This is a genomic window from Microbacterium esteraromaticum (assembly GCF_014084045.1).
Lineage (GTDB): Bacteria > Actinomycetota > Actinomycetes > Actinomycetales > Microbacteriaceae > Microbacterium > Microbacterium esteraromaticum_D.
Genome location: NZ_CP043732.1, coordinates 715,235 through 735,006 on the forward strand (window position 1 = coordinate 715,235; position 19,772 = coordinate 735,006).

General features: G+C 70.0%; 17 protein-coding genes. 6 read left to right on the plus strand and 11 right to left on the minus strand.

The features are described 5' to 3' along the window. Positions 1 to 121: 121 nt before the first annotated feature. From lplAB to FVO59_RS03520, 4 genes are read right to left on the minus strand one after another with little or no spacing between them, the layout of a single operon-like run. Positions 122 to 1,171, minus strand: coding sequence for a lipoate-protein ligase LplAB (lplAB, locus tag FVO59_RS03505; protein ID WP_182254699.1), 1,050 nt, complete (start codon positions 1,169 to 1,171; stop codon positions 122 to 124). A 9-nt stretch (positions 1,172 to 1,180) separates the two neighbouring features. After that, complete coding sequence (gene pnuC / locus FVO59_RS03510) at positions 1,181 to 1,888, minus strand: nicotinamide riboside transporter PnuC (RefSeq protein ID WP_259363415.1); 708 nt, start codon at positions 1,886 to 1,888, stop codon at positions 1,181 to 1,183. Between the two features lies 1 nt (position 1,889). After that, positions 1,890 to 2,753, minus strand: a complete 864-nt coding sequence (locus FVO59_RS03515) for an alpha/beta fold hydrolase (protein ID WP_182254701.1) — start codon at positions 2,751 to 2,753, stop codon at positions 1,890 to 1,892. Between the two features lie 54 nt (positions 2,754 to 2,807). Further along, on the minus strand, positions 2,808 to 3,551 hold the full coding sequence (locus FVO59_RS03520; protein ID WP_182254703.1) for a copper homeostasis protein CutC: 744 nt from the start codon (positions 3,549 to 3,551) through the stop codon (positions 2,808 to 2,810). Between the two features lie 98 nt (positions 3,552 to 3,649). On the opposite strand from FVO59_RS03520, the gene FVO59_RS03525 reads away from it, so the two are divergent. The 6 genes from FVO59_RS03525 to FVO59_RS03550 all read left to right on the plus strand — a co-directional run bounded on the left by FVO59_RS03525 (position 3,650) and on the right by FVO59_RS03550 (position 10,712). Beyond that, on the plus strand, positions 3,650 to 4,090 hold the full coding sequence (locus tag FVO59_RS03525) for a MarR family winged helix-turn-helix transcriptional regulator (RefSeq protein ID WP_182254705.1): 441 nt from the start codon (positions 3,650 to 3,652) through the stop codon (positions 4,088 to 4,090). Beyond that, positions 4,087 to 5,445 carry an MFS transporter gene (locus FVO59_RS03530; protein ID WP_259363416.1) on the plus strand — a complete coding sequence of 453 codons (1,359 nt, stop codon included), beginning with the start codon at positions 4,087 to 4,089 and terminating at the stop codon, positions 5,443 to 5,445. Before FVO59_RS03525 ends, FVO59_RS03530 begins: the two co-directional genes overlap by 4 nt. Before the next feature lie 2 nt (positions 5,446 to 5,447). Continuing rightward, on the plus strand, positions 5,448 to 6,629 hold the full coding sequence (locus FVO59_RS03535) for a multidrug effflux MFS transporter (protein WP_182254707.1): 1,182 nt from the start codon (positions 5,448 to 5,450) through the stop codon (positions 6,627 to 6,629). Between the two features lie 31 nt (positions 6,630 to 6,660). Further along, positions 6,661 to 6,939: a hypothetical protein gene (locus FVO59_RS03540; RefSeq protein ID WP_182256930.1), complete on the plus strand. Its 279-nt coding sequence runs from the start codon at positions 6,661 to 6,663 to the stop codon at positions 6,937 to 6,939. A gap of 29 nt (positions 6,940 to 6,968) precedes the next feature. Beyond that, positions 6,969 to 8,852, plus strand: a complete 1,884-nt coding sequence (locus tag FVO59_RS03545; protein WP_182254709.1) for a BCCT family transporter — start codon at positions 6,969 to 6,971, stop codon at positions 8,850 to 8,852. Between the two features lie 117 nt (positions 8,853 to 8,969). Continuing rightward, the gene (locus FVO59_RS03550) at positions 8,970 to 10,712 is read left to right on the plus strand and encodes a molybdopterin-dependent oxidoreductase (RefSeq protein WP_182254711.1); all 1,743 of its coding nucleotides are present in this window, start codon (positions 8,970 to 8,972) and stop codon (positions 10,710 to 10,712) included. 123 nt (positions 10,713 to 10,835) lie between these two features. Here the strand turns inward: FVO59_RS03550 and rocD are convergent, their stop codons facing one another. The 7 genes from rocD to FVO59_RS03585 all read right to left on the minus strand — a co-directional run bounded on the left by rocD (position 10,836) and on the right by FVO59_RS03585 (position 19,771). Further along, positions 10,836 to 12,038 carry an ornithine--oxo-acid transaminase gene (gene rocD, locus FVO59_RS03555; RefSeq protein ID WP_182254713.1) on the minus strand — a complete coding sequence of 401 codons (1,203 nt, stop codon included), beginning with the start codon at positions 12,036 to 12,038 and terminating at the stop codon, positions 10,836 to 10,838. Beyond that, positions 12,035 to 12,913 (minus strand): dimethylargininase, encoded by an 879-nt coding sequence (gene ddaH, locus FVO59_RS03560; RefSeq protein WP_182254715.1) that lies wholly within the window; start codon positions 12,911 to 12,913, stop codon positions 12,035 to 12,037. The genes rocD and ddaH overlap by 4 nt, the downstream gene beginning before the upstream one ends. A gap of 244 nt (positions 12,914 to 13,157) precedes the next feature. Further along, the gene (locus FVO59_RS03565) at positions 13,158 to 14,228 is read right to left on the minus strand and encodes a M14 family zinc carboxypeptidase (RefSeq protein ID WP_182254717.1); all 1,071 of its coding nucleotides are present in this window, start codon (positions 14,226 to 14,228) and stop codon (positions 13,158 to 13,160) included. A gap of 160 nt (positions 14,229 to 14,388) precedes the next feature. Then, complete coding sequence (locus tag FVO59_RS03570) at positions 14,389 to 15,372, minus strand: NAD(P)-dependent alcohol dehydrogenase (RefSeq protein ID WP_182254719.1); 984 nt, start codon at positions 15,370 to 15,372, stop codon at positions 14,389 to 14,391. 1 nt (position 15,373) lies between these two features. Beyond that, entirely contained in the window at positions 15,374 to 15,589 is a 216-nt protein-coding gene (locus FVO59_RS03575) for a helix-turn-helix transcriptional regulator (RefSeq protein ID WP_182254720.1), read from the minus strand. After that, entirely contained in the window at positions 15,589 to 16,020 is a 432-nt protein-coding gene (locus FVO59_RS03580) for a hypothetical protein (protein ID WP_182254722.1), read from the minus strand. The genes FVO59_RS03575 and FVO59_RS03580 overlap by 1 nt, the downstream gene beginning before the upstream one ends. 88 nt (positions 16,021 to 16,108) lie before the next feature. Beyond that, a complete protein-coding gene (locus tag FVO59_RS03585) occupies positions 16,109 to 19,771 on the minus strand; it encodes a proline dehydrogenase family protein (RefSeq protein ID WP_182254724.1) in 3,663 nt (1,220 codons plus the stop codon). Position 19,772 lies beyond the last annotated feature (1 nt).

Consider the following 19,772-nt stretch of genomic DNA (forward strand, 5'->3'; position numbering starts at 1 on the left):
GCACCCGCCGGCGCGGGCGTTTCACGCGGGGATGTGCGCTTCGCGCGGACCGAATCCGCGGATCGATCCGCGGCAGGCGCACTTCTCCGCTCGGAGCGCTCGCCCTCCGGAGCCGTCACGGTCACGGAACGCGGTGCAGCCACGCGTCGGTCGCGAACTTCGACTCGACGAGTGCCTCGGCGTCGGCGTACTCGTCTGGCGTGATCGCGCCGTCCTCGGCGCCCGTCAGCGCGCGGAACGTGGCCTTGAAGCGCTCGATGATCTCGGCTCTCTCCATGCCGGTCTGCGTGCGCAGCGGGTCGACCCGCTTGGCCGCGGAGACGGTGCCCTTGTCGCTGAGCTTCTCACGGCCGATGCGCAGCACCTCGGTCATCGTCTGACCGTCGATGTCGTACGAGATGGTCGCGTGGTGCAGCACACCTCCGTTCGCGAGACGCTTCTGCGCGGCGCCGCCGATCTTGCCCGTGGGCGAGGCGATGTCGTTCAGCGGCTGGTACGTGGCCTCGATCCCGACCGAGCGCAGCGCGTGCAGCACCCAGTCGTCGAGGAAGGCGTACGAGTCGGCGAAGGTCATGCCCTGCACGAGCGATGCGGGCACGTACAGCGAGTAGGTGATGATCTGCCCGGCTGCCATCATCATGGCCCCGCCGCCCGAGATCCGGCGCACCACGTCGAAGCCGTGCCGCGCGGCCCCCTCTGGGTCGACCTCGTTGCGGTACGACTGGAACGACCCGATCACGACGGCCGACTCGTCCCACTCCCAGATGCGCAGAGTCGGGCGACGGCGGCCCTCGCCCACCCGCGAGGTGAGCACCTCGTCGAGCGCGAGGTTCATGCGCGGCGAGACGGCCTTCTCGTGCACGATCTCCCAGTCGAAGTCGCGCCACCCCGGCGCGGTCACCAGTGCGCGGCGCACCACGGTCCCCACCGCCTCGGGTGAGAAGCCGAGCAGCTGAGCGCCGTCGGGAAGAGCTGCGCGCACGGCGGCGGCGATCGTGGCGACGTCCGCCTCGATCGGCATCCCCTCCACCGCGGCGTTGATCGCCTCCAGGGCCGTGTCGGGCTCGAGGAAGAAGTCGCCCGCGAGACGGAAGTCGCGGATCAGACCGTCTTCGACCTCGAGGTCGACGACGACGAGCTTTCCCCCTGGAACCTTGTACTCACCATGCACCCGTACAGCTTAACCGCGCCCGCCGCGCACGGTCGGGTCGGGCAGGTCGGTGTCGATGCGCGGCTTGGCGCCGCGCGAGGCGCGCATCCACACGAAGAAGCCGACGATGGTGAACACCCCGTAGAAGAGGTACATGAAGGCGGTGGCGTAGTAGCCGGCAGAGAACAGCAGCGGCACGCCCACCGCATCCACCGCCACCCAGATCAGCCAGAACTCGACCCAGCCCTTCGCCATCGCCCAGGTGGCGAGCAGCGATCCGACGAAGGTCCACGCGTCACTCCACACCGGCTCGTACGAGCCGAGCATCCGGAACAGCGGCGTGAGCGCCGCCGTGCCCACCAGCAGCGCACCGATCAGCAGCACCCGGGTGCGTCCCGACGCCCAGCGCGGGGTGACCGCGTGCCCCTCGCCGTCGCGTGCCCGACGCCAGCGCGCCCAGCCGTAGATCGAGACGGCGATGAACATCACCTGCCGTCCGGCCTGGCCGAGCAGGTTCGCTGTGTGCTCGGTGCCGAGCAGACTGCCGAGGAAGACCGTGAGCAGAAGCAGGTTGCCGACGATGCCGACCGGCCATGCCCACAGCCGTCTGCGCATCGCGCCGAGTGCGCTGGCGAGCCCGAACACGTTGCCGACGACTTCGCGCACGAGCAGCGCGGACGAGCCGATGACGATCTGCGCGTCGAACGCGTCGATCAGCCAATGCAGAAGATCCGCCACCTCAGCGCTGCGCCGGGATGCGGGCGTCGAGCCAGGCGAGCAGGTCGGCGCGCACGTCGTCCTGCTGCAGCTCGTTGAACAGCTCGTGACGCGCGTCGGGGTAGACGAGGGTGGTCACGTCGGAGAGGCCGGAGCGGCTGCGGTAGGCAGCGGCGAGCTTGTGCACGCTGCGCGGACCGCCGACCGGGTCGTCGCGGCCGACCATCAGCAGTATCGGGATCTCGTGGCCGAGGTCCTTCTTCGGCAGGCCGTACAGCCGTGCGGCCTCGATCGGGCCGAAGAGTCTGAGCAGCGGCACCTCGGTCGTCAGCGGGTCGTCGCGGAACGCCGCCCAGACCGTCTCGTCGCGCGAGAGCCACTCGAGCCCGGTGGCGTCGGGGCCGCGCCAGTGCGCGTTCAGCGGACGCGGGTTCAGGTCGGCAGGGGTGAGCAGCGCGGATCCCGTGAGCACGACGGCGTCGTACGCCTCCGGATGCATGTTCAGCAGCTTCTGCGACAGGAATGAGCCCCACGAGTGACCGAGCAGCACCAGCGGCAGGTCGGGATGCTCCGACCGGATGATCTCGGTGAGCTGCCAGCACGCGTCGACCGCGGCACGCAGTCCACCGGGGCCGAGACGCCCGAGCTTCGCCGGTCCGCCGTGCTGGCGGATGCCCGTTCTGCCGTGTCCTCGATGATCGTCGGCGTAGACGTGGAACCCGGCACCGGTCAATGCCTCGATGGTGCGGACATAGCGTCCGGCGTGCTCGCCGACGCCGTGCAGCAGCTGCACGACTCCCCTGGCGGGGCCTGCGGCCTCGTGCACGTCGTAGACGACGGCGATGCCGTGGGCATCGACGAACTCAGCAGTGCGGGGGGCGGCCATGCGTCAGAGTCTACGGAGCATGCCGCCCGAGCCGCTCGGGCACCGCCATCGACCTCACGCCGCCTGAGCACCGGCGAGCGCGTCGACGATCGAACGGGCGGCGGCGAGGTCGGTGACCTCGTGCCCGCCCACTCCCTCATCGGCCGACCCCAGCCGCACGCCGCCGTCGGCGGTGACGGTGCGCTTGGCCGAGAAGTGCACGGCGTCGACGCCGGTGGCCGCGACGGTCACCACATCGGCGCCGCTGATGCCGCTGCCGGCCATCACCTCGATCTCCCCCGCCGCCTCGCGCACGAGAGCGCGCAGCACGTCGAGACCGTCGAGAGCCCGGGAGGCGCCTCCCGAGCTGAGCACGCGGCTCAGACCGAGCTCGCGGGCGAGGTGCAGGGCTGCGAGGGGGTCGGGGGTGGTGTCGATCACGCGGTGCAGGGTGACGGCAGCGCCCGCGGCCGCGTCGCGCAGCCGGGCGAGACCGTCGCGGTCGAGCGTGCCGGTCGCGTCCTGGCATCCGATCACCACCCCGTGGGCCCCCGCGGCGAGGGCGTGGCGCACGTCGCGCTCCATCGCCTCGTACTCGTCTCGGTCGTAGTGGAAATCGCCCGCGCGCGGGCGCACCAGCACATGCACCTCGGGCCCGTCGTGTCCCGCGGTCTCGAGCGCGAGCTCGATCGTCGCGCGCGACGGGGTGAGACCTCCGAGCGCGAGTGCCTGCGTCAGCTCGACGCGAGCGGCGCCGATCTCCCGGGCGATGCGCACGCCGGCGCAGTTCTGGACGGCGACCTCGAGATCGATGGGCATGAGAATTATTTTCGCATTCGTTCCGGCTCGGCGACAGATGTGCGGGCAGTATTTTCACGCACCCTCGAAGGCAGAACATTAGTTAGACTATCTAAGTAATGACTGCCGACTCCGACGAACACGACGACTCCGCCGCCGAGCTGCGTTACGCCCTCTTCCGCCTCACCAGGCGTCTGCGATCCGCGCGCGCCCTCGACGCGATGAGCGACGCGCAGCTGGCCGCCCTCGGCGCTCTGCGCGTCCACGGACGTCGCACGCTGTCCGCACTCGCCGAGCACGAGCACGTGACCGCCCCGACGATGAGCGCGACGGTCAACGGACTCGCCGACCTCGGCCTCGTCGTGCGGGTTCCCGATGACGACGACCGGCGCCGCGTCTACGTCGAGATCACCCCGCAGGGCGAGAGCGTCGTGATCGAGACGATCCGCCGGCGCAACCGCCTGCTGGCCGATCTCATCGACGCCCAGCACTTCGACGACGACGAGCTCGCCGTGCTGCACGCCGCATCGGCGCTGCTGAAGAGGATGGCCGACGCATGAGCACGAACTCGTCGGGCATGTTCCGCTCGTTCCGCAGCTTCAACTACCGCACCTGGTTCCTCGGGGGCGTGATCTCGAACGTCGGCGGCTGGATGCAGGCCACCGCCCAGGACTGGGTGGTGCTCACCGAGCTCACCGACAACGACGCCACGGCGATGGGCATCACCATGGCGCTGCAGTTCGCCCCTCCCCTCGTGCTCGTGAGCCTGACCGGCTGGGTGGCCGACCGCTTCGATCGCCGTCGCGTGCTGCTGTGCACCCAGGCCGCGCTCATGCTGCTCGCGATCGGCGTGGCGGCTCTGCTGCTGACCGGTGTGATGACCCTGCCGCTCATGTTCGTCTTCGCGGCCGCGTTCGGCGTCGCCAACGCCTTCGACGCCCCGGCGAGGCAGGCGTTCGTCTCAGACATGGTCAGCCTCGAGGACACCTCCAACGCCGTGGCCCTCAACTCCGCCGCCTTCAACATGGCCCGTCTCGTCGGACCGGCCATCGGCGGCATCCTCATCGTGCTGCTCGGGTCGGGGTGGGTGTTCGTGGCCAACGCGGTCACCTTCCTCGCGATGATCGTCGCCCTCATGCTGATCAGGGTGAACGAGCTCACACCCCGGGTGAAGAACAGGCGCGGCGGCGGACTGGGCGAGGGCTTCCGGTACGTCTGGGGCCGCCCCGATCTGCTGGTCGTGTTCGTGATGGTGTTCCTCATCGGCGCGTTCGGCATGAACTTCCCCATCTTCGCCTCCACCATGGCGCTCGAGTTCGGACGCGATGCCGACGGCTACGGCGTGCTCAGCTCGGTGCTCGCGATCGGCTCGCTGACGGGAGCCCTGCTCGCAGCGCGGCGCGAGCGCGCCCGGGTGCGGGTGCTGGTGATCGCGGCAGGAGGGTTCGGCGTGGCATCCCTCATCTCCGCCGTCATGCCGACCTACTGGTCGTACGGCGCGACGCTCATGTTCGTCGGCTTCACGATCGTGTCGATGCTCACCACCGCCAACGGGTACGTGCAGACGACGACCGACGCCGCGGTGCGAGGGCGCGTCCTGGCGCTGTACATGGCGGTCATCATGGGATCGACCCCGATCGGCGCTCCGATCGCCGGATGGATCGTCGACGCCTTCTCGGCGCGCACCTCCATCGCCGTCGGCGGCATCGCGGGCATCCTCGCGTTCGGTATCGGCATCGGATGGATGCTCTGGTCGGGCCGGCTGCACCGCCGCGACGGCCGGCGCTTCCAGCTCACGCTCGACGAGACCCGCCCGCTGTCGGTCATCCGGGCCATGGACCCCGCCTCGTTCGACGACCGGACGACGGCGACCACCCCGATCAGGCTCGTCGAGCCCCGAGACGACAAGGACTGAGGGTGGCGCGGCACCAGCGCCGGCTGATGCTCGCGCTCGGCGCGCTCACGGCCTTCGGACCCATCTCGCTCGACGTCTACCTGCCGTCGCTGCCCCAGCTCGGCGCAGACCTGGGCGCCTCCGAGTCGCTCACGCAGTTCACCATGAGCGCATGCATGATCGGCCTCGCGCTCGGGCAGCTGCTCTGGGGACCGATCAGCGATCGCTTCGGCCGCCGGATGCCCCTGATCCTGGCCATCTCGGGCTTCGCGGTCACGTCGGTGCTCTGCGCGCTCGCGCCGACCATCGAGTCGCTCATCGCGATCCGCATCCTGCAGGGCCTGTGCGGCGCCGCCGGGATGGTCATCTCGAGAGCGGTCGTGCACGACGTGTTCTCGGGTGCGGAGGCCATCGCCGCGTATTCGACCCTCGCCGCCGTGATGGGGGTGGCTCCCGTGCTCGCGCCGCTGGTCGGCGGCGCGGTGGCCACGGTGTCGGACTGGCGCGGCGTCTTCATCGCCCTGGCCGTGATCGGCCTGCTGCTGCTGATCGTGGCCGCATCGTCCGTTCCCGAGACGCTCGACGGCACCTCCCGCACGACTGGCGGCATCGTCAGCGACCTGCGCGGCATCGGCTCGGCCGTCGCGAACCGCGGGTTCATGCTCACGGCGATCACCCTCGGCTTCGCATCGATCGCCCTGTTCACCTACCTGCAGCTGTCGCCGTTCGTGCTGCAGGAGCAGTTCGGTCTCAGCGCACAGGAGTTCGCACTCGTCTTCGCGGTGAACTCCGTCGGCATCATGGCGGTGGCGCAGCTGAACCGGCGCCTCGCCGGCCGGGTCGCGGGCCTGCGCCTGGTGAGCTGGACGCTGAGCGCGGCCATCGCGGCGTCGATCGCGATGACGCTGGCCGGGATGCTCGGTTCGCCCGTGGCGTGGGTGCTCGTGCCCCTCTTCGTCGCCATGTCGATGCACGGGGTGAACAACCCCTCGCTCACCGCCATCGCGCTGGGCCGGATCCGGCACAGCGCGGGGTCGGCCTCGGCGGTGCTGGGCACGCTCATGATGCTGCTCGGTGCCTTCGTGCCTCCACTCGTGTCGATGCTCGGGGTGTCGGCGACGATCATGTCGGCGACGATGCTGGCATCCTTCACCGTCGCCCTGGTGCTGCTCCTCTGCCATCCGCGCACTGTCAAGGGGGTGTGAGCCGGTCGCCCCCGACGCCTACCGTCGCGGGATGAACGAGCAAGAGCGCACTCCGAAGTACGGCTCACCCGACGGCCAGCATCCGCACGTTCCCGGTCACGACCCGCTCGGAAGCGGCATGCCGCGCCAGCAGGAGTCCAGGCAGGCGCCCCCTGCGCCCGACGACGAAGCCCGCCCGATGTCTCCCCCGCCCGGGAAGGGCGACGCACCCCTGGGCGGCGACGAGAACACCGAGGACCAGCTGACGGCCGACACCGCCGTCGAGCGCGACGCGCTGAAGTCGCTCGATCCCGACGACAGTCCCGCGTGACACCGCCGCACCTGGGTACCGTGGGGGACATGAGCGGAAACAGAGACGGATCCGATCCGAACGCCACCGCGGTGCAGGAGGGGGATTCAGGGTCATCCCGGCGCGAGCCGCAGGTGCTCACGTGGGTCTTCTGGCCCGCGGCCGTGATCGTCGTGGTGTTCGCGCTGTTCGCGCTGCTGCTGCCCGGCGTCGCCGAGACGGCGTTCCAGGCCGTGCAGACCAGCATCGTCAACGCCTTCAACTGGTACTACGTGCTGATCGCCGCGTTCTTCGTCGCGTTCTGCCTGTTCCTCGGGTTCAGCCGCTTCGGCGACATCAAGCTCGGACGAGACGATGAGGAGCCGGAGTTCTCGCTGATGAGCTGGTTCTCGCTGCTGTTCGCGGCGGGCATGGGCATCGGCCTGGTGTTCTACGGCGTCAGCGAGCCGCTCTCGCACTTCACCGACCCGCGCCCAGGGGTCGACGGCACCCCGGCGCAGCTGGCACAGGCGGCTCTCGGCCAGACGTACCTGCACTGGGGCGTGCACGCCTGGTCGATCTACGTGATCATCGGCCTGGCCCTCGCGTATGCCATCCACCGGCGCAGGCGCCCGATCTCGATCCGATGGACCCTCGAGCCCCTGCTCGGGAAGAAGGTCGAGGGCGGCTGGGGCCACGCGATCGATGTGATCGCGCTCGTCGGCACCCTGTTCGGCGTGGCGACCTCGCTGGGCCTCGGCGTGCTGCAGATGAGCTCTGGGCTGCACGCGGCGGGTATCGCAGACCCCGACGAGATCACCCAGGTCGTGCTGATCCTCATCATCTCGGTGTTCGTTCTGATGTCGGTGCTCTCGGGCGTCACCAAGGGCATGAAGTGGCTGTCGAACGCCAACCTCGTGCTCGCCGGCCTGCTGGTCGTCTATCTGCTCGCCGTGGGGCCGACGGAGTTCCTGCTGCGCGATTTCGTGCAGTCGATCGGCTACTACATCCAGAACTTCGTCGGGCTCTCGTTCAACGTCAGCGCCTTCCAGGGCGCGGAGGGCGAGCAGTGGCAGGCGTCGTGGACCTCGTTCTACTGGGGCTGGTGGATCTCGTGGGCGCCCTTCGTCGGGATCTTCATCGCGCGCGTGTCGAAGGGCCGCACGGTGCGCGAGTTCGTCGTCGGAGTGATCCTCGTGCCGACGCTGCTGGGCATCCTGTGGTTCGCTGTGCTCGGCGGCTCGGCGCTGGCGCTCGAGCTGGCAGAACCCGGCACGCTGACCGGCCCCGAGGGCGAGGTCGACCTGCAGGGCGCGCTCTTCGCACTGCTGCAGCACGTGCCGGGCTCGACGATCGTCAGCGTCGGCGCGATCCTGCTGCTCGCGATCTTCTTCATCACCTCTGCCGACTCGGGCGCGCTGGTGATGGGCATGATCGCCACGGGCGGCAAGCCGGAGCCGAAGCGCTGGATCCGCACGTTCTTCGTCGCGGTCACCGCATTGCTCGCCATCGCCCTGCTGCTCTCGGGCGGTCTCAACGCTCTGCAGACCGCTGCCATCACGATCGCGCTGCCGTTCAGCGTGGTCATGCTGCTGATGTGCTGGTCGACGGTCGTCGCCTTCAGCCGCGAGCGCCGGGCGTATGCGAAGGCCGAGCGCGCGCAGTTCATCGACAAGATCGGCGACTACTACGGGCTGGAGGTCGAGGCGCACGACGCGACGGGCGTGTTCGGCGCACAGCCGCGCTGGATGCGCCGGCTGCAGCGCACGTTCGGCCTGCAGGTCGCCCCAGCCGACCCCGCGCGGGTGACGCCGGGGGCGCTGTCGGCCGAGAGCCATGTCGACTCCACCCCGTCGACCCTCGACGTCGACGAGCTGATCGCCGAAGACGAACTGGCGGGACTCGACGATCCGGATGTGCGCCCGCAGGACACCGGCCCGTTCCTGAAGGACTGACGCTCTCCGCCCGCGAGACGTACGCTCTGGCACGAGACTTGTGTCCCCCAGCGCTGTCTCGTGCTGGAATGTACGTCTCGCGGGGGCCGGGTCGCCCAGCGCGCGTAGCCTTGAGGCATGGAGGGCTCACTCCGGCGGCGCGGCGTCGCGGCAGCGGCAGGCATCGCCGCGGCGGTGCTCGGCGCGGGTGCCGGCGAGCTGCTCGCCGCACTGTTCGCCCCCTCGGCCAGTCCCTTCGCCGTGGTCGGCGGGGCGCTGATCGACGCCGCGCCGACATGGGCGAAGGACACCGCGATCGCCTGGTTCGGCACCGCAGACAAGGCAGCGCTGCTCGTCGGCATCTCGATCGTGCTGCTCGCGCTGGCCGCCGTGGCCGGCATCGTCGAGGTGCGACGGCCCCGCGCCGGTGTGATCGCGCTGGCCGTGGTCGGCGTGGCCGTCGGCGTGCTCGCGCTCACCAGAGCGGATGCCGGATCGCCGGCGTGGCTGCCATCGGCCGTCGCCGGGGCGACCGCCGCGACGGCGCTCCGGATGCTGGTGCGCAGCGCTCCGTTCGCACGCGCGGCATCCGCGCCTGCGAACGGCGCGGCCGCAGCCACGGCGCAGGCACCCGACCCGCAGACCCCACCGGCGCGCACCCGACCGGCGAACACCGAGAGGCCGACCGCTGAGAACGCGCCGACCACGGCGTCCGGATCTGCCACGGCATCCGGGCATGACAGGGCGAACGCGCCGACCACGGCATCCGGATCTGCCACGGCATCCGCATCTGCCCCCGTATCCGCCTCTTCCCCCTCACGTCGCACCTTCCTCGCCTGGGCCGGCGGCACGACCCTCGTCGGCATCGCCCTGGCTGCGGCGGGCGCGCTCACCAAGGCAGGCTCTGCGGCAGTGACCGTCGCCCGAGACGCACTGCGGCTGCCCGGCGCGGCCTCTCCTGCACCCGCCATGCCGCCCGGCGCCCAGTTCGACGTCGCGGGGCTGCCGCCGCTGATCACGCCGAACCGCGACTTCTACCGCATCGACACGGCGCTCATCATGCCGACCGTCGATCCCGCCGAGTGGCGGCTGCGCATCCACGGGATGGTCGAGAAGGAGGTCACGCTCACGTGGGACGAGCTGCTCTCGCTGCCGCTCACCGAGCGTGCCGTGACGCTGTCGTGCGTCTCGAATCCCGTGGGCGGCGATCTGGTCGGCAACGCCGTGTGGCTCGGCTACCCGATCCGCGAGCTGCTCGCGCGCGCGGTCCCCCACGCCGACGCCGACATGGTGCTCTCGACCTCGGCCGACGGCTTCACCGCGGGCACCCCGCTGGAGGCGCTGACCGACGACCGCGACGCCCTGCTCACGATCGGCATGAACGGCGAGCCGCTGCCGCTCGCACACGGCTTCCCCGTGCGCATGGTCGTGCCCGGGCTGTACGGCTACGTGTCGGCGACGAAGTGGGTGACCGAGCTCGAGGTGACCCGCTTCGATCGTGCTCGCGCGTACTGGACCGACCGCGGCTGGTCGGCGAAGGGCCCGATCAAGCTGCAGTCCCGGATCGACGTGCCACGCGCACGAAGCGGCCTCGATGCGGGCGACTCGGTGATCGCGGGCGTGGCCTGGCAGCCGGGAACCGGCATCTCGGGGGTCGAGGTGCAGGTCGACGACGGCCCGTGGGAGCGCGCCGAGCTGGCATCCGCCCTCTCCGACGACACCTGGGTGCAGTGGCGCCTGCCCTGGCGGGCGCAATCAGGCGATCACCGCATCCGCTGCCGTGCGCTCGGCGCCGACGGCGCAGCGCAGACCGACGCCATCGCCCCTCCCGCCCCCGAGGGGGCGACCGGCTGGCACACGATCTCGGTCACCGTCACCTGACGGGTGCGCCACCACCGCGAGACGTACATTCGAGCACGAGACGGGCCGTCGGAGGCTCTGTCTCGTGCGGGAAGGTACGTCTCGCGGGAAGCGGGCAAGCGGGCGGCGGGCGGCGGGGCGGGGTTAGGACTCGAGCACGAGGCGCAGCTGCTCTACGGCCCAGTCGAGCTCGGTCGCGCGGATCACCAGCGGCGGGGCGATGCGGATCGTCTGACCGTGCGTGTCCTTGACGAGCACGCCGCGCTCGCGGAGCCGCTCGGCCGTCTCGCGTCCTGTGCCGTACGAGGGATCGATGTCGACACCCGCCCACAGGCCGGCGATGCGCACCGCGGTGACCCCATAGCCGATGAGCGGTTCTAGCGCCGACGACAGGTGCGCGCCCAGCTGACGCGCGCGCTCCTGGAACTCGCCGGTCGAGAGCATCTCGACGACCTTCGTGCCGACGGCGGCGGCGAGAGGGTTGCCGCCGAACGTCGAGCCGTGCTCACCCGGGCGGATCACACCGAGCACGTCACGGTCGCCGACGACGGCCGAGACAGGCAGGATGCCCCCGCCGAGCGCCTTGCCGAGCAGGTACAGGTCGGGCACGACACCCTCGCGATCGCACGCGAAGGTCTCGCCGACCCTGCCCAGGCCCGACTGGATCTCGTCGGCGACGAACAGCACGTTCTTCTCGTCGCAGATCTCGCGCACGCGGCGCAGGTACCCCTCGGGCGGGATGATGACCCCGCCCTCGCCCTGGATCGGCTCGATCAGCACCGCGGCGGTGTCGTCGGTGATAGCCGCGGCGATCGCATCCGCGTCTCCGTACGGCACGGTGTCGAAGCCGGGGGTGTACGGACCGAAGTCGTCGCGCGCCTCGGGATCGTCGCTGAAGCTGACGATCGTCGTCGTGCGACCGTGGAAGTTGCCGGCCGCGACGATGATGCGAGCCCTGCCCTCGGCGATTCCCTTGACCCGGTAGCCCCAGGCGCGGGCGACCTTGATGCCCGTCTCGACGGCCTCGGCGCCGGTGTTCATCGGCAGCACGAGCTCTTTGCCGCACAGCGTCGCGAGCGCTGCGGCGAAGGGCTCCAGCTGGTCGTTCATGAACGCGCGGCTGGTGAGCGTGATCCGGCCGAGCTGCGTGACGAGCGCGTCGACGATCGCCGGATGCCGGTGGCCGAAGTTCACCGCCGAGTACGCGGCCAGAAGGTCGAGGTAGCGCTTGCCGTCGGCATCCGTCACCCACACGCCCTCGCCCTCGGCGAGGACCACGGGCAGCGGGTGGTAGTTCTCGGCGACGTGAGGCTCGGCGGAGGATCCCTGCGCCGCGGTCGACATCATGCTCCGCGGAGCTCGAGCGTGCAGCACTTGATCCCGCCGCCGCCGAGCAGCAGCTCGGAGAGGTCGACGGTGATCGGGTTGTAGCCGCGCTCGCGCAGCTGCTTCTCGAAGCCCTTCGCGCGCGGCGAGATGATCACGTTGTAGCCGTCGCTCGCCGAGTTCAGCCCGAACACGGCGCCGTCCTCGTCGCTGACGAGGATCGCGTCGGGGAAGCGCTCTTCGAGGATGGCACGGCTGGCGTCGTCGAACGCGCCGGGAAGGTAGGCGATGTTGGCTCGCTCAGGTCCGCCGTTCTCGACGCCCTGCACAGGGTCGAGCACCGTGAGGGCGGTGTCGAGGTGGTAGAAGCGCGGGTCGACGAGGTTGAGGGTGACGACCTCACGGCCGAAGACATCGCCCACCTCGCGGTGGCTGTCGCCGGCGGATCGGAAACCGGTGCCGGCCAGGATCACATCGCCGACGAGCAGGAAGTCGCCTTCGCCCTCGTTGACCTCCTGCGGCATGACGGTGTCGAAGCCGTTGGCCCGGAACCACTCCGCGAATGCGGGGGACTCGCCCCGGCGCTGCTCGAAGTAGAACTCGGGCACGTAGGCGCGGCCGCCGATGACGAACCCGCCGTTGGCGGTGTAGACCATGTCGGGGTAGCCCGCGAGCGGTTCGATGAGCTCGACCTCGTGACCGAGCTCGAGGTAGAGGTCGTGCAGCTTCTGCCACTGAGCGACGGCCTTGGCCGTGTCGGTCGGCTTGGCCGGCTCCATCCACGGGTTGATCTTGTAGCTGACCGTGAAGTGCTCTGGTCGGCACATCAGGTAGCGGCGATGGTGGGCGGTGCGGGTCGCGTCGGCGACTGCCGATGCGGTCTCAGGCGTGGACATGGGTGCTCCTCGAGAAGGTGCGGCGGACGCTGTCCAGGGGCCTGACGGAAGTTCGACCCGCCGCTCCGATGCGGACCGCGGGGAAGATGCGACACAGGCACGCCTCTGACATTTTCGCATCCGGATGCCCGGATCGCCACCCGAGCGCCCCGATGATCCGGGCGGACGGCGCCGAGGGCATCCGGATGCCGACGGGCCCCGGCGCGCACGGGGTGTGTGCGCCGGGGCCCGCCTCGTCATCCGATCACTCGTCCTCGGCGGGACCCGAGCGCTGCTCGGACAGCGTGTCCCAGAACGAGATGTCCGCGGTGTCGATCGAGCCGTCGGCGACGGCTCGGATCGTGCTCTCGAGGGTGAGGACGGTCTGCTGGCGCAGGTACCCGTTCGACTTCTGCCCGAGCACCGCGCCGGCGTTCTCATGGTCGCTCATGCCGCGCATCTCGAACAGCAGGGTGGAGATGCCGTACTCGGCCGCGATGCCGTTGCGGGCGATCGTGTTGGCGGTGCCGCCGACGTACTTGCCGAGGTGGCCCCAGCCCGTCGCGTCGACGTTCTGGTAGACGATGGCGCCGAGGCGCTTCGATCCTTCGAGCACATCCGGGGCGACGTCTGGAGTCGTCGGATACAGGATCGAGCCCGACACGAGCTTGCCGTCGATGCGCGACTGCGTGCCCTGGTGGTGCAGGTCGATCATGTAGTCGATGTCGTACTTCGTCAGCACGCTGCCGTGCAGCGCCTGGATCTCAGGCTGCGTCTTGGCCACGTGGTCGCGGTTGATGTCGACGTTGTTCGCGTTGTACCTGGTCAGGTGGCGGTCGCCGGCTGCGAGGTAGTCGTCGAGCGGGAAGTCGACGTCGCCCATGGCCCCGTCGGGATTGAGCATCGGCAGCACGAGGATGTTGATGTTCTCGAGTACGCCCTTCATGCGCCCGGTGCCCAGGTGCTTGATGACCTCGAGCGCGCCCTCCGTGGTGAGCTGCTCGTTGCCGTGCTGCTGGGTGAGGAACAGGATCGTGGGGTTGGCCGGGTCGGACAGGTACTTCGCCAGGTACAGGTCGCGGCCCTTCACCGACTGGCCGATGACCTCGAGCTCGAGGGCGGACTGCTTGGCGTCCTGGGCCTTGAGCTCGCTGACCATCGAGTCGTAGGTGTGCAGGATAGACGTGTTGATCGTCTCATTCCCGTTGTAGTTCGGGCCCTCGCCGACGGCGAGCGCAGGGGATGCGCTCATCGCCAGAACCAGAACCGAGCCGGCCAGCGCGCAGCCGACCTTCGTGCTCAGACGGGCGGTCGATCGGAATGGAGTGCTTTTCATGGGGAGTTCTCCTTCGAACCGATGTGGTGCGCCGGAAGCCGCATATGTCAGTGCTCCGGTCTGCACCCGGAGCTTCGATCCAATCACGGGGCGCAGCGGTCGGGCAATCGTTTTCCACATGACGGCACGCACTCGATCCGCCACGGAGAGGCGCGGCACGTCACTCCGAGACGCGCACGACGACCTTGCCCACCGTGTGCCCACCTGCGACGTGGGCGATGGCGTCGCCGGCGTCCTCGAATGCGTACTCACGCTCGATCAGCGGGTTCACCCGCCCGTCAGCGACGAGCTCGAGCAGTCGCGCGAGGATCTCCGGCTCGGCCTTGGCGGCGAGAGACCGGATGCGACGGCGCGATCCGATCGAGAGCAGCGCAGCCCTCAGCATCCGGGGCACGGGTCCGAGCACTCGACCGCCGTCGCCTCCGACGAGCACGACCGATCCGCCCTCGTGCACCAGGCGCCGCAGGTCGCGCAGCGGCGCCCCGCTCGCGATCTCGATCACGGCGTCGTAGGTGTCGGCGGGCAGCCACGCCGGTGGGATGCCGCGGTCGATCGCGGTCGCGCCGAGGCCTTCGATCACGGCGCGGTTGCGCGTGCTGCACGTGGCGTCCACCTGCGCTCCTCGCAGCGCGGCGAGCTGCACCGCGAAGGTGCCGACACCGCCCGAGGCACCGAGGATCAGCACGCGATGCCCGTCGTCGGTCCCCGCCGCCTCGAGAGCCTGCCAGGCCGTGCCCGCCGCGATGGGGAGGGTCGCCGCATCCGTCGGAGACACGTTCTGAGGCCGCTGCGCGAGCCGCGCGGCGGGAGCGACGGCGTACTCGGCGAGCCCTCCCCCGCCCGGCAGCTCGACGACGACCTCGTCGCCGATGTCCACGCCGTCCACGTCCGCTCCCTTCGCGATGACCGTTCCTGCGACGTCCATGCCGCGAACGGGATCGCGCGGACGGCGGATGCCGAACACGGGCCGCACCAGCAGAGGGTCGCCGAGCATGATCCGCACGTCGCCGGCGTTGAGCGCGGTGGCCCGCACGCGCAGCAGCACCTCACCGCTGCCGGGCCCGGGGATGGGGCGCTCGGCGAGACGGACGCCAGACGCCGGGCCGTATTCGGTCTGCTCCCACGCGCGCATCGATTCGGTCATGTCATGCCTCCGGGTACTGGAAGAGATCGTCGATGCCGACGCCGAAGGCGCGGGCGATCTGGAACGCGAGCTCGAGAGTCGGCGAGTAGCGCCCCTGCTCGATGGCGATGAGGGTCTGCCTGGTGACGCCGATGCGCGCGGCGAGGTCAGCCTGTGTCATCCCGGCCTCCTCCCGCTGCGCCCGGATCGTGTTGGTGACAAGGGTCGGCTTGACCATCACACGAGCCCGCGTCGGTAGGCGATCACGCGGGCGATGCCGCCGATGAACGCCGAGACGGCGAATCCCGCGTACATCGTCTGAGCGATCCAGAACGGATCGCTGCGGAAGGCGCACAGCGAGATGACGGCTACACCGGCGATGACGAGGAAGCTGTGCTCGACGCGCCCGCCCATGCGGGTGATGTCGCGGTCGCGGATGTCAGTCGCGGTTGCCGCAGCGAGGTCCTTGCGACCGGCGATGATCCCCCACACGATGCTGATGACGATGCTCAGCCCGATTCCGACGCCGATCGCCCACAGCATGGGCCAGAGCCAGTCGGTCTGCTCGACGGGTGTCGCCCGGAAGCCCCAGAGCAGGAAGAGGTAGAGGGAGACCGAGACGACGGTGCCGATGAGCCCCGCCCACGCGACACGCTCCTGATAGACCATCACACACCTCCGTGTAAAAAATTCTTTACACGGAGAGTACGGCCGCCCGAATCATGATGTCAAGAATTTTTTACAATGACATCGGGCCTCAGATGACGTCAGAGCTCCAGTCGTCGGGATTCCCGAAGCGGTGCGCGGTGATCGAGATGGCCTGCTCGTGCACGAAGGGCAGAAGCTCCAACCGCCCGGCAGAGGTGACCTCGCCGTCGTACACCGCGAGGTCGGGGTCGCCGTCCAGCGCCTCCGCGAGGGTTCGGTGCAGCGCGGTCGCCGACTCGCGGCCGCCGACGAGACGCACCCTCTCCTCGACGGCGGGCGCCGAGACGCCATCCGCGACGATGTCGCCGCGGTGCAGCATCCGCTCGATCCACTCGGTGTCGCTCTCGACGGCGACCGCGACGCCGAGGTCACCCAGCTCGCCTCGGATGCCGGCCGGCAGCCCTGCCGGCACGGAGAGCATGAACTCGGCGCCGGAGCGGATCCCGGCGAGTACGACCCGCAGAACCTCGTGCAGAGGCGCGTCTCCCGTGGCTCGCACCGCGACGGGCACGGGCCGGTAGCGGAACAGGTTGCGCTCGACGCCGAGCTGCGACACGTCGCGCACCTGACCGAACTCGCGATCCCACGCGACGGCGTCGGCGAGTGCCGACTGGCGCAGCCACTCGAAGCCATCGAAGTCGAGCGACGGCTGCGCCGCCTCGATGAGGGCCGCGATGCGCACGTCCAGCCCACGCAGGTGCAGCGTGCTCGATGACTTGCCCCGTGGCCGCGAGCGCCAGGTGCCGAGGCCGATGAGGTAGTTCGGACCTCCCGCCTTGGCCCCCGGCCCCACCGATGAGCGCTTCCACCCGCCGAAAGGCTGGCGCTGCACGATCGCGCCCGTGATCCCCCGGTTCACATAGAGATTGCCCGCCTGCACATCGTCGAGCCACGGCGCCAGATCGGCGGGGTCCTGCGTGTGCAGACCGGCGGTGAGTCCGTACGAGACGGCGTTCTGCAGGTCGATCGCGGCGCTCAGGGTCGGTGCGTGCATGATGCCCAGCATCGGACCGAAGAACTCCTCGAGGTGCGCACGAGAGCCGGGCTGCACGCCCACCCGCACGCCAGGGGTCCACAGGCGTCCGCTGTCGTCGAGCGAGCGAGGCTCGATCAGCCACTTCTCGTCTGCTTCGAGCTGCGTGAGCGCCCACGCCAGCTTGCCCTGCGGCCGCTCGATCACCGGTCCGATCTCCGCGGTCGGATCCGAAGGCCAAGCGACCCGCAGCGACCGCACGGCGTCGACCAGCTGACGCACGAACCGCTTCGAATGCCCCACCGGGCCGACGAGGATCGCCAGCGACGCCGCCGAGCACTTCTGCCCTGCGTGTCCGAACGCGCTCTTGACGAGGTCCGCGACGGCGAGATCGATGTCGGCGGTGGGGGTGACGATGATCGCGTTCTTGCCGCTGGTCTCGGCGAGCAGCGACAGGTCGGGGCGCCACGAGCGGAACAGGGCCGCCGTGTCCCACGATCCGGTGAGGATGACCCGGTCGACGGCGGGATGCGTGATGAGACGGCGGCCGAGTTCCTGCTCACCGAGCTCGACGAGCGCGAGAACGTCGCGCGGGACACCGGCCTCCCACAGCGCCTCTGCGATCACGGCCGCGCAGCGGCGAGCCTGATGCGCCGGCTTGAAGACGACACCGGAGCCGGCGGCGAGCGCGGCAAGCACTCCCCCTGCCGGGATCGCGAGCGGGAAGTTCCACGGCGGAGTCACCACCGTCACCTTCGCCGGCTCGAAGACGGCGCCGCTGATCCCGTCGAGCTCGCGGCAGGTCGCGGCGTAGTACTTCGCCATGTCGACCGCCTCGCTCACCTCGACGTCAGCCTCGGCGAACACCTTGCCGGTCTCGACCGCGGCGACCTCGATGAGCTCGCCGCGCCGTGCGGCGAGGGCTGCTGCGGCGCGCTGCAGAACCTGCGCCCGCTCTGCCGCGGGTCGCGATCCCCAGGCGGATGCCGAGGCGCGAACGCGCTCGATCGCAGCATCCAGCCGCGCGGCGTCGTCGATGCGCGACGCGCGCAGGGTCGCGATGCCGAGCCCGCGGTCGCGGGCGATGTGCGCGAAGACGCCCTTCGCCCAGGCGCGGTTGGCGGGCAGCGCCGGATCGCTGTCCGGCGTGTTCTCGAACCCGGGTGCGCCGTCCGCCGCCGTGATCTCCTGTCTGGCGTAGACGGCGGTCTGCAGGAACGGGTCGTCGACGCCTTCGTCGATGCGCGATGACCCTCTCGCGATGTCGAGCACGACGCCGGTGAGTTCCTCGTCGACGCTCTGGGGCTGCACGATCGGGCGCGTCGACTCGTGTGCGGGGGCGGCCCGATTCTGCCTGCGCCGCGCCCCGGTGAGCAGACTGCGGTCGCGCGAGCGCGTGATCGAGTCGACGAAGCGCAGCCGCTCGCGCTCGAACAGCGACGGATCGTCGGCGAGATGGAAGGCGGCCGAGAGGAAATTGGACGATGACGCGTTCTCGTCGAGCCGCCGCGCGAGATAGCTGATCGCGACGTCGAACTCCTTCGGGTCGACGACCGGCACGTACAGCAGCACGGGCCCGACCTCGCGCGAGACGGCCTCGACCTGGCCCTGCGCCATGCCGAGCAGCATCTCGAACTCGATCGCGTCGCGCACGCCGCGCTCACCCGCGAGCAGCCAGGCGTAGGCGATGTCGAAGAGGTTGTGCCCAGCGACTCCGATGCGCACAGCGGCGGCATTCCGCGGGTCGAAGGCGAAGTCGAGGCAGCGCAGGTAGTTGGCGTCTGTGTCGAGCTTGGTGCTGTACGGGGCCTGGGTCCAGCCGTGCATCACGGCGTCGACCTTCTCCATGGCGAGGTTCGCGCCCTTGACCAGCCGGATCTTGATCGGCGCACCGCGGTGCTCGACCCGTTCGCGCGCCCAGGCGGTGAGCTCGCGCAGAGCGGGCAGCGCATCGGGCAGGTAGGTCTGCAGCACGATGCCCGCCTCGAGCATCTTCAGCCGCGGATCTTCGAGCAGTCGAGTGAACACCGCGATCGTGAGGTCGAGATCGCGGTACTCCTCCATGTCGAGGTTGATGAAGGTCCCGTTCCCGGCGGCTGTCACGTACAGCGACATCAGCCTGTCGACGACCTGTTCGACGGTCTCGTCGAACGCCCACATCGAGATGTGGCTGATGATCGCCGAGACCTTCACCGACACGTAGTCGACGTCGTCACAACGGATCAGATCGTGGATGCCCTCGAGGCGCCTGCGTGCCTCGGCGCCACCCAGCACCGCCTCGCCCAGCAGATTGAGGTTGAGTCGCGCGCCCGCATCGGAACCGGTGCGCAGCTTCTCGAGCGCAGGGCCGAGCTTCTCGGGCCGCGCGTCGACGATGAGGTGCCCGACCATCTCCCGCAGCACGCGGCGAGCGATCGGCACCGTCGGCACCGGAAGGACCGGTGCGACTCCGCCGCCGAGCCGCACGACACCGCGCAGGTACCAGGGCAGGAAGTCGGGAGCGAGCGGGGCGACGCGATGCAGGTTGGATGCCGCAGCCGTTGCGCTCTCGGGGCGCATGACGCCGTCGACGAAGCCGAGGGTGAAGGGCAATCCCTTAGGGTCATGCAGCACGCCGGCGAGACGCTGTGCGGCCGGATCGACCTGCGCGTGGGCCGCCTCGTCGACCCAGCGCCGGGCGAGCGCCGTGGCGCCATCAGCCAGCTGGCGATCCTCGGGCGACGACGACTGCTCTGCCATG

What these genes read in the sequence shown, in the direction of transcription:
- FVO59_RS03515 (WP_182254701.1), bottom strand. Translation starts at nt 2,753, where the DNA reads ATGGCCGCCCCCCGCACTGCTGAGTTCGTCGATGCCCACGGCATCGCC.
- FVO59_RS03520 (WP_182254703.1), bottom strand. Translation starts at nt 3,551, where the DNA reads ATGCCCATCGATCTCGAGGTCGCCGTCCAGAACTGCGCCGGCGTGCGC.
- FVO59_RS03525 (WP_182254705.1), top strand. Translation starts at nt 3,650, where the DNA reads ATGACTGCCGACTCCGACGAACACGACGACTCCGCCGCCGAGCTGCGT.
- FVO59_RS03530 (WP_259363416.1), top strand. Translation starts at nt 4,087, where the DNA reads ATGAGCACGAACTCGTCGGGCATGTTCCGCTCGTTCCGCAGCTTCAAC.
- FVO59_RS03540 (WP_182256930.1), top strand. Translation starts at nt 6,661, where the DNA reads ATGAACGAGCAAGAGCGCACTCCGAAGTACGGCTCACCCGACGGCCAG.
- FVO59_RS03545 (WP_182254709.1), top strand. Translation starts at nt 6,969, where the DNA reads ATGAGCGGAAACAGAGACGGATCCGATCCGAACGCCACCGCGGTGCAG.
- FVO59_RS03550 (WP_182254711.1), top strand. Translation starts at nt 8,970, where the DNA reads ATGGAGGGCTCACTCCGGCGGCGCGGCGTCGCGGCAGCGGCAGGCATC.
- rocD (WP_182254713.1), bottom strand. Translation starts at nt 12,038, where the DNA reads ATGATGTCGACCGCGGCGCAGGGATCCTCCGCCGAGCCTCACGTCGCC.
- ddaH (WP_182254715.1), bottom strand. Translation starts at nt 12,913, where the DNA reads ATGTCCACGCCTGAGACCGCATCGGCAGTCGCCGACGCGACCCGCACC.
- FVO59_RS03565 (WP_182254717.1), bottom strand. Translation starts at nt 14,228, where the DNA reads ATGAAAAGCACTCCATTCCGATCGACCGCCCGTCTGAGCACGAAGGTC.
- FVO59_RS03570 (WP_182254719.1), bottom strand. Translation starts at nt 15,372, where the DNA reads ATGACCGAATCGATGCGCGCGTGGGAGCAGACCGAATACGGCCCGGCG.
- FVO59_RS03575 (WP_182254720.1), bottom strand. Translation starts at nt 15,589, where the DNA reads ATGGTCAAGCCGACCCTTGTCACCAACACGATCCGGGCGCAGCGGGAG.
- FVO59_RS03580 (WP_182254722.1), bottom strand. Translation starts at nt 16,020, where the DNA reads ATGGTCTATCAGGAGCGTGTCGCGTGGGCGGGGCTCATCGGCACCGTC.
- FVO59_RS03585 (WP_182254724.1), bottom strand. Translation starts at nt 19,771, where the DNA reads ATGGCAGAGCAGTCGTCGTCGCCCGAGGATCGCCAGCTGGCTGATGGC.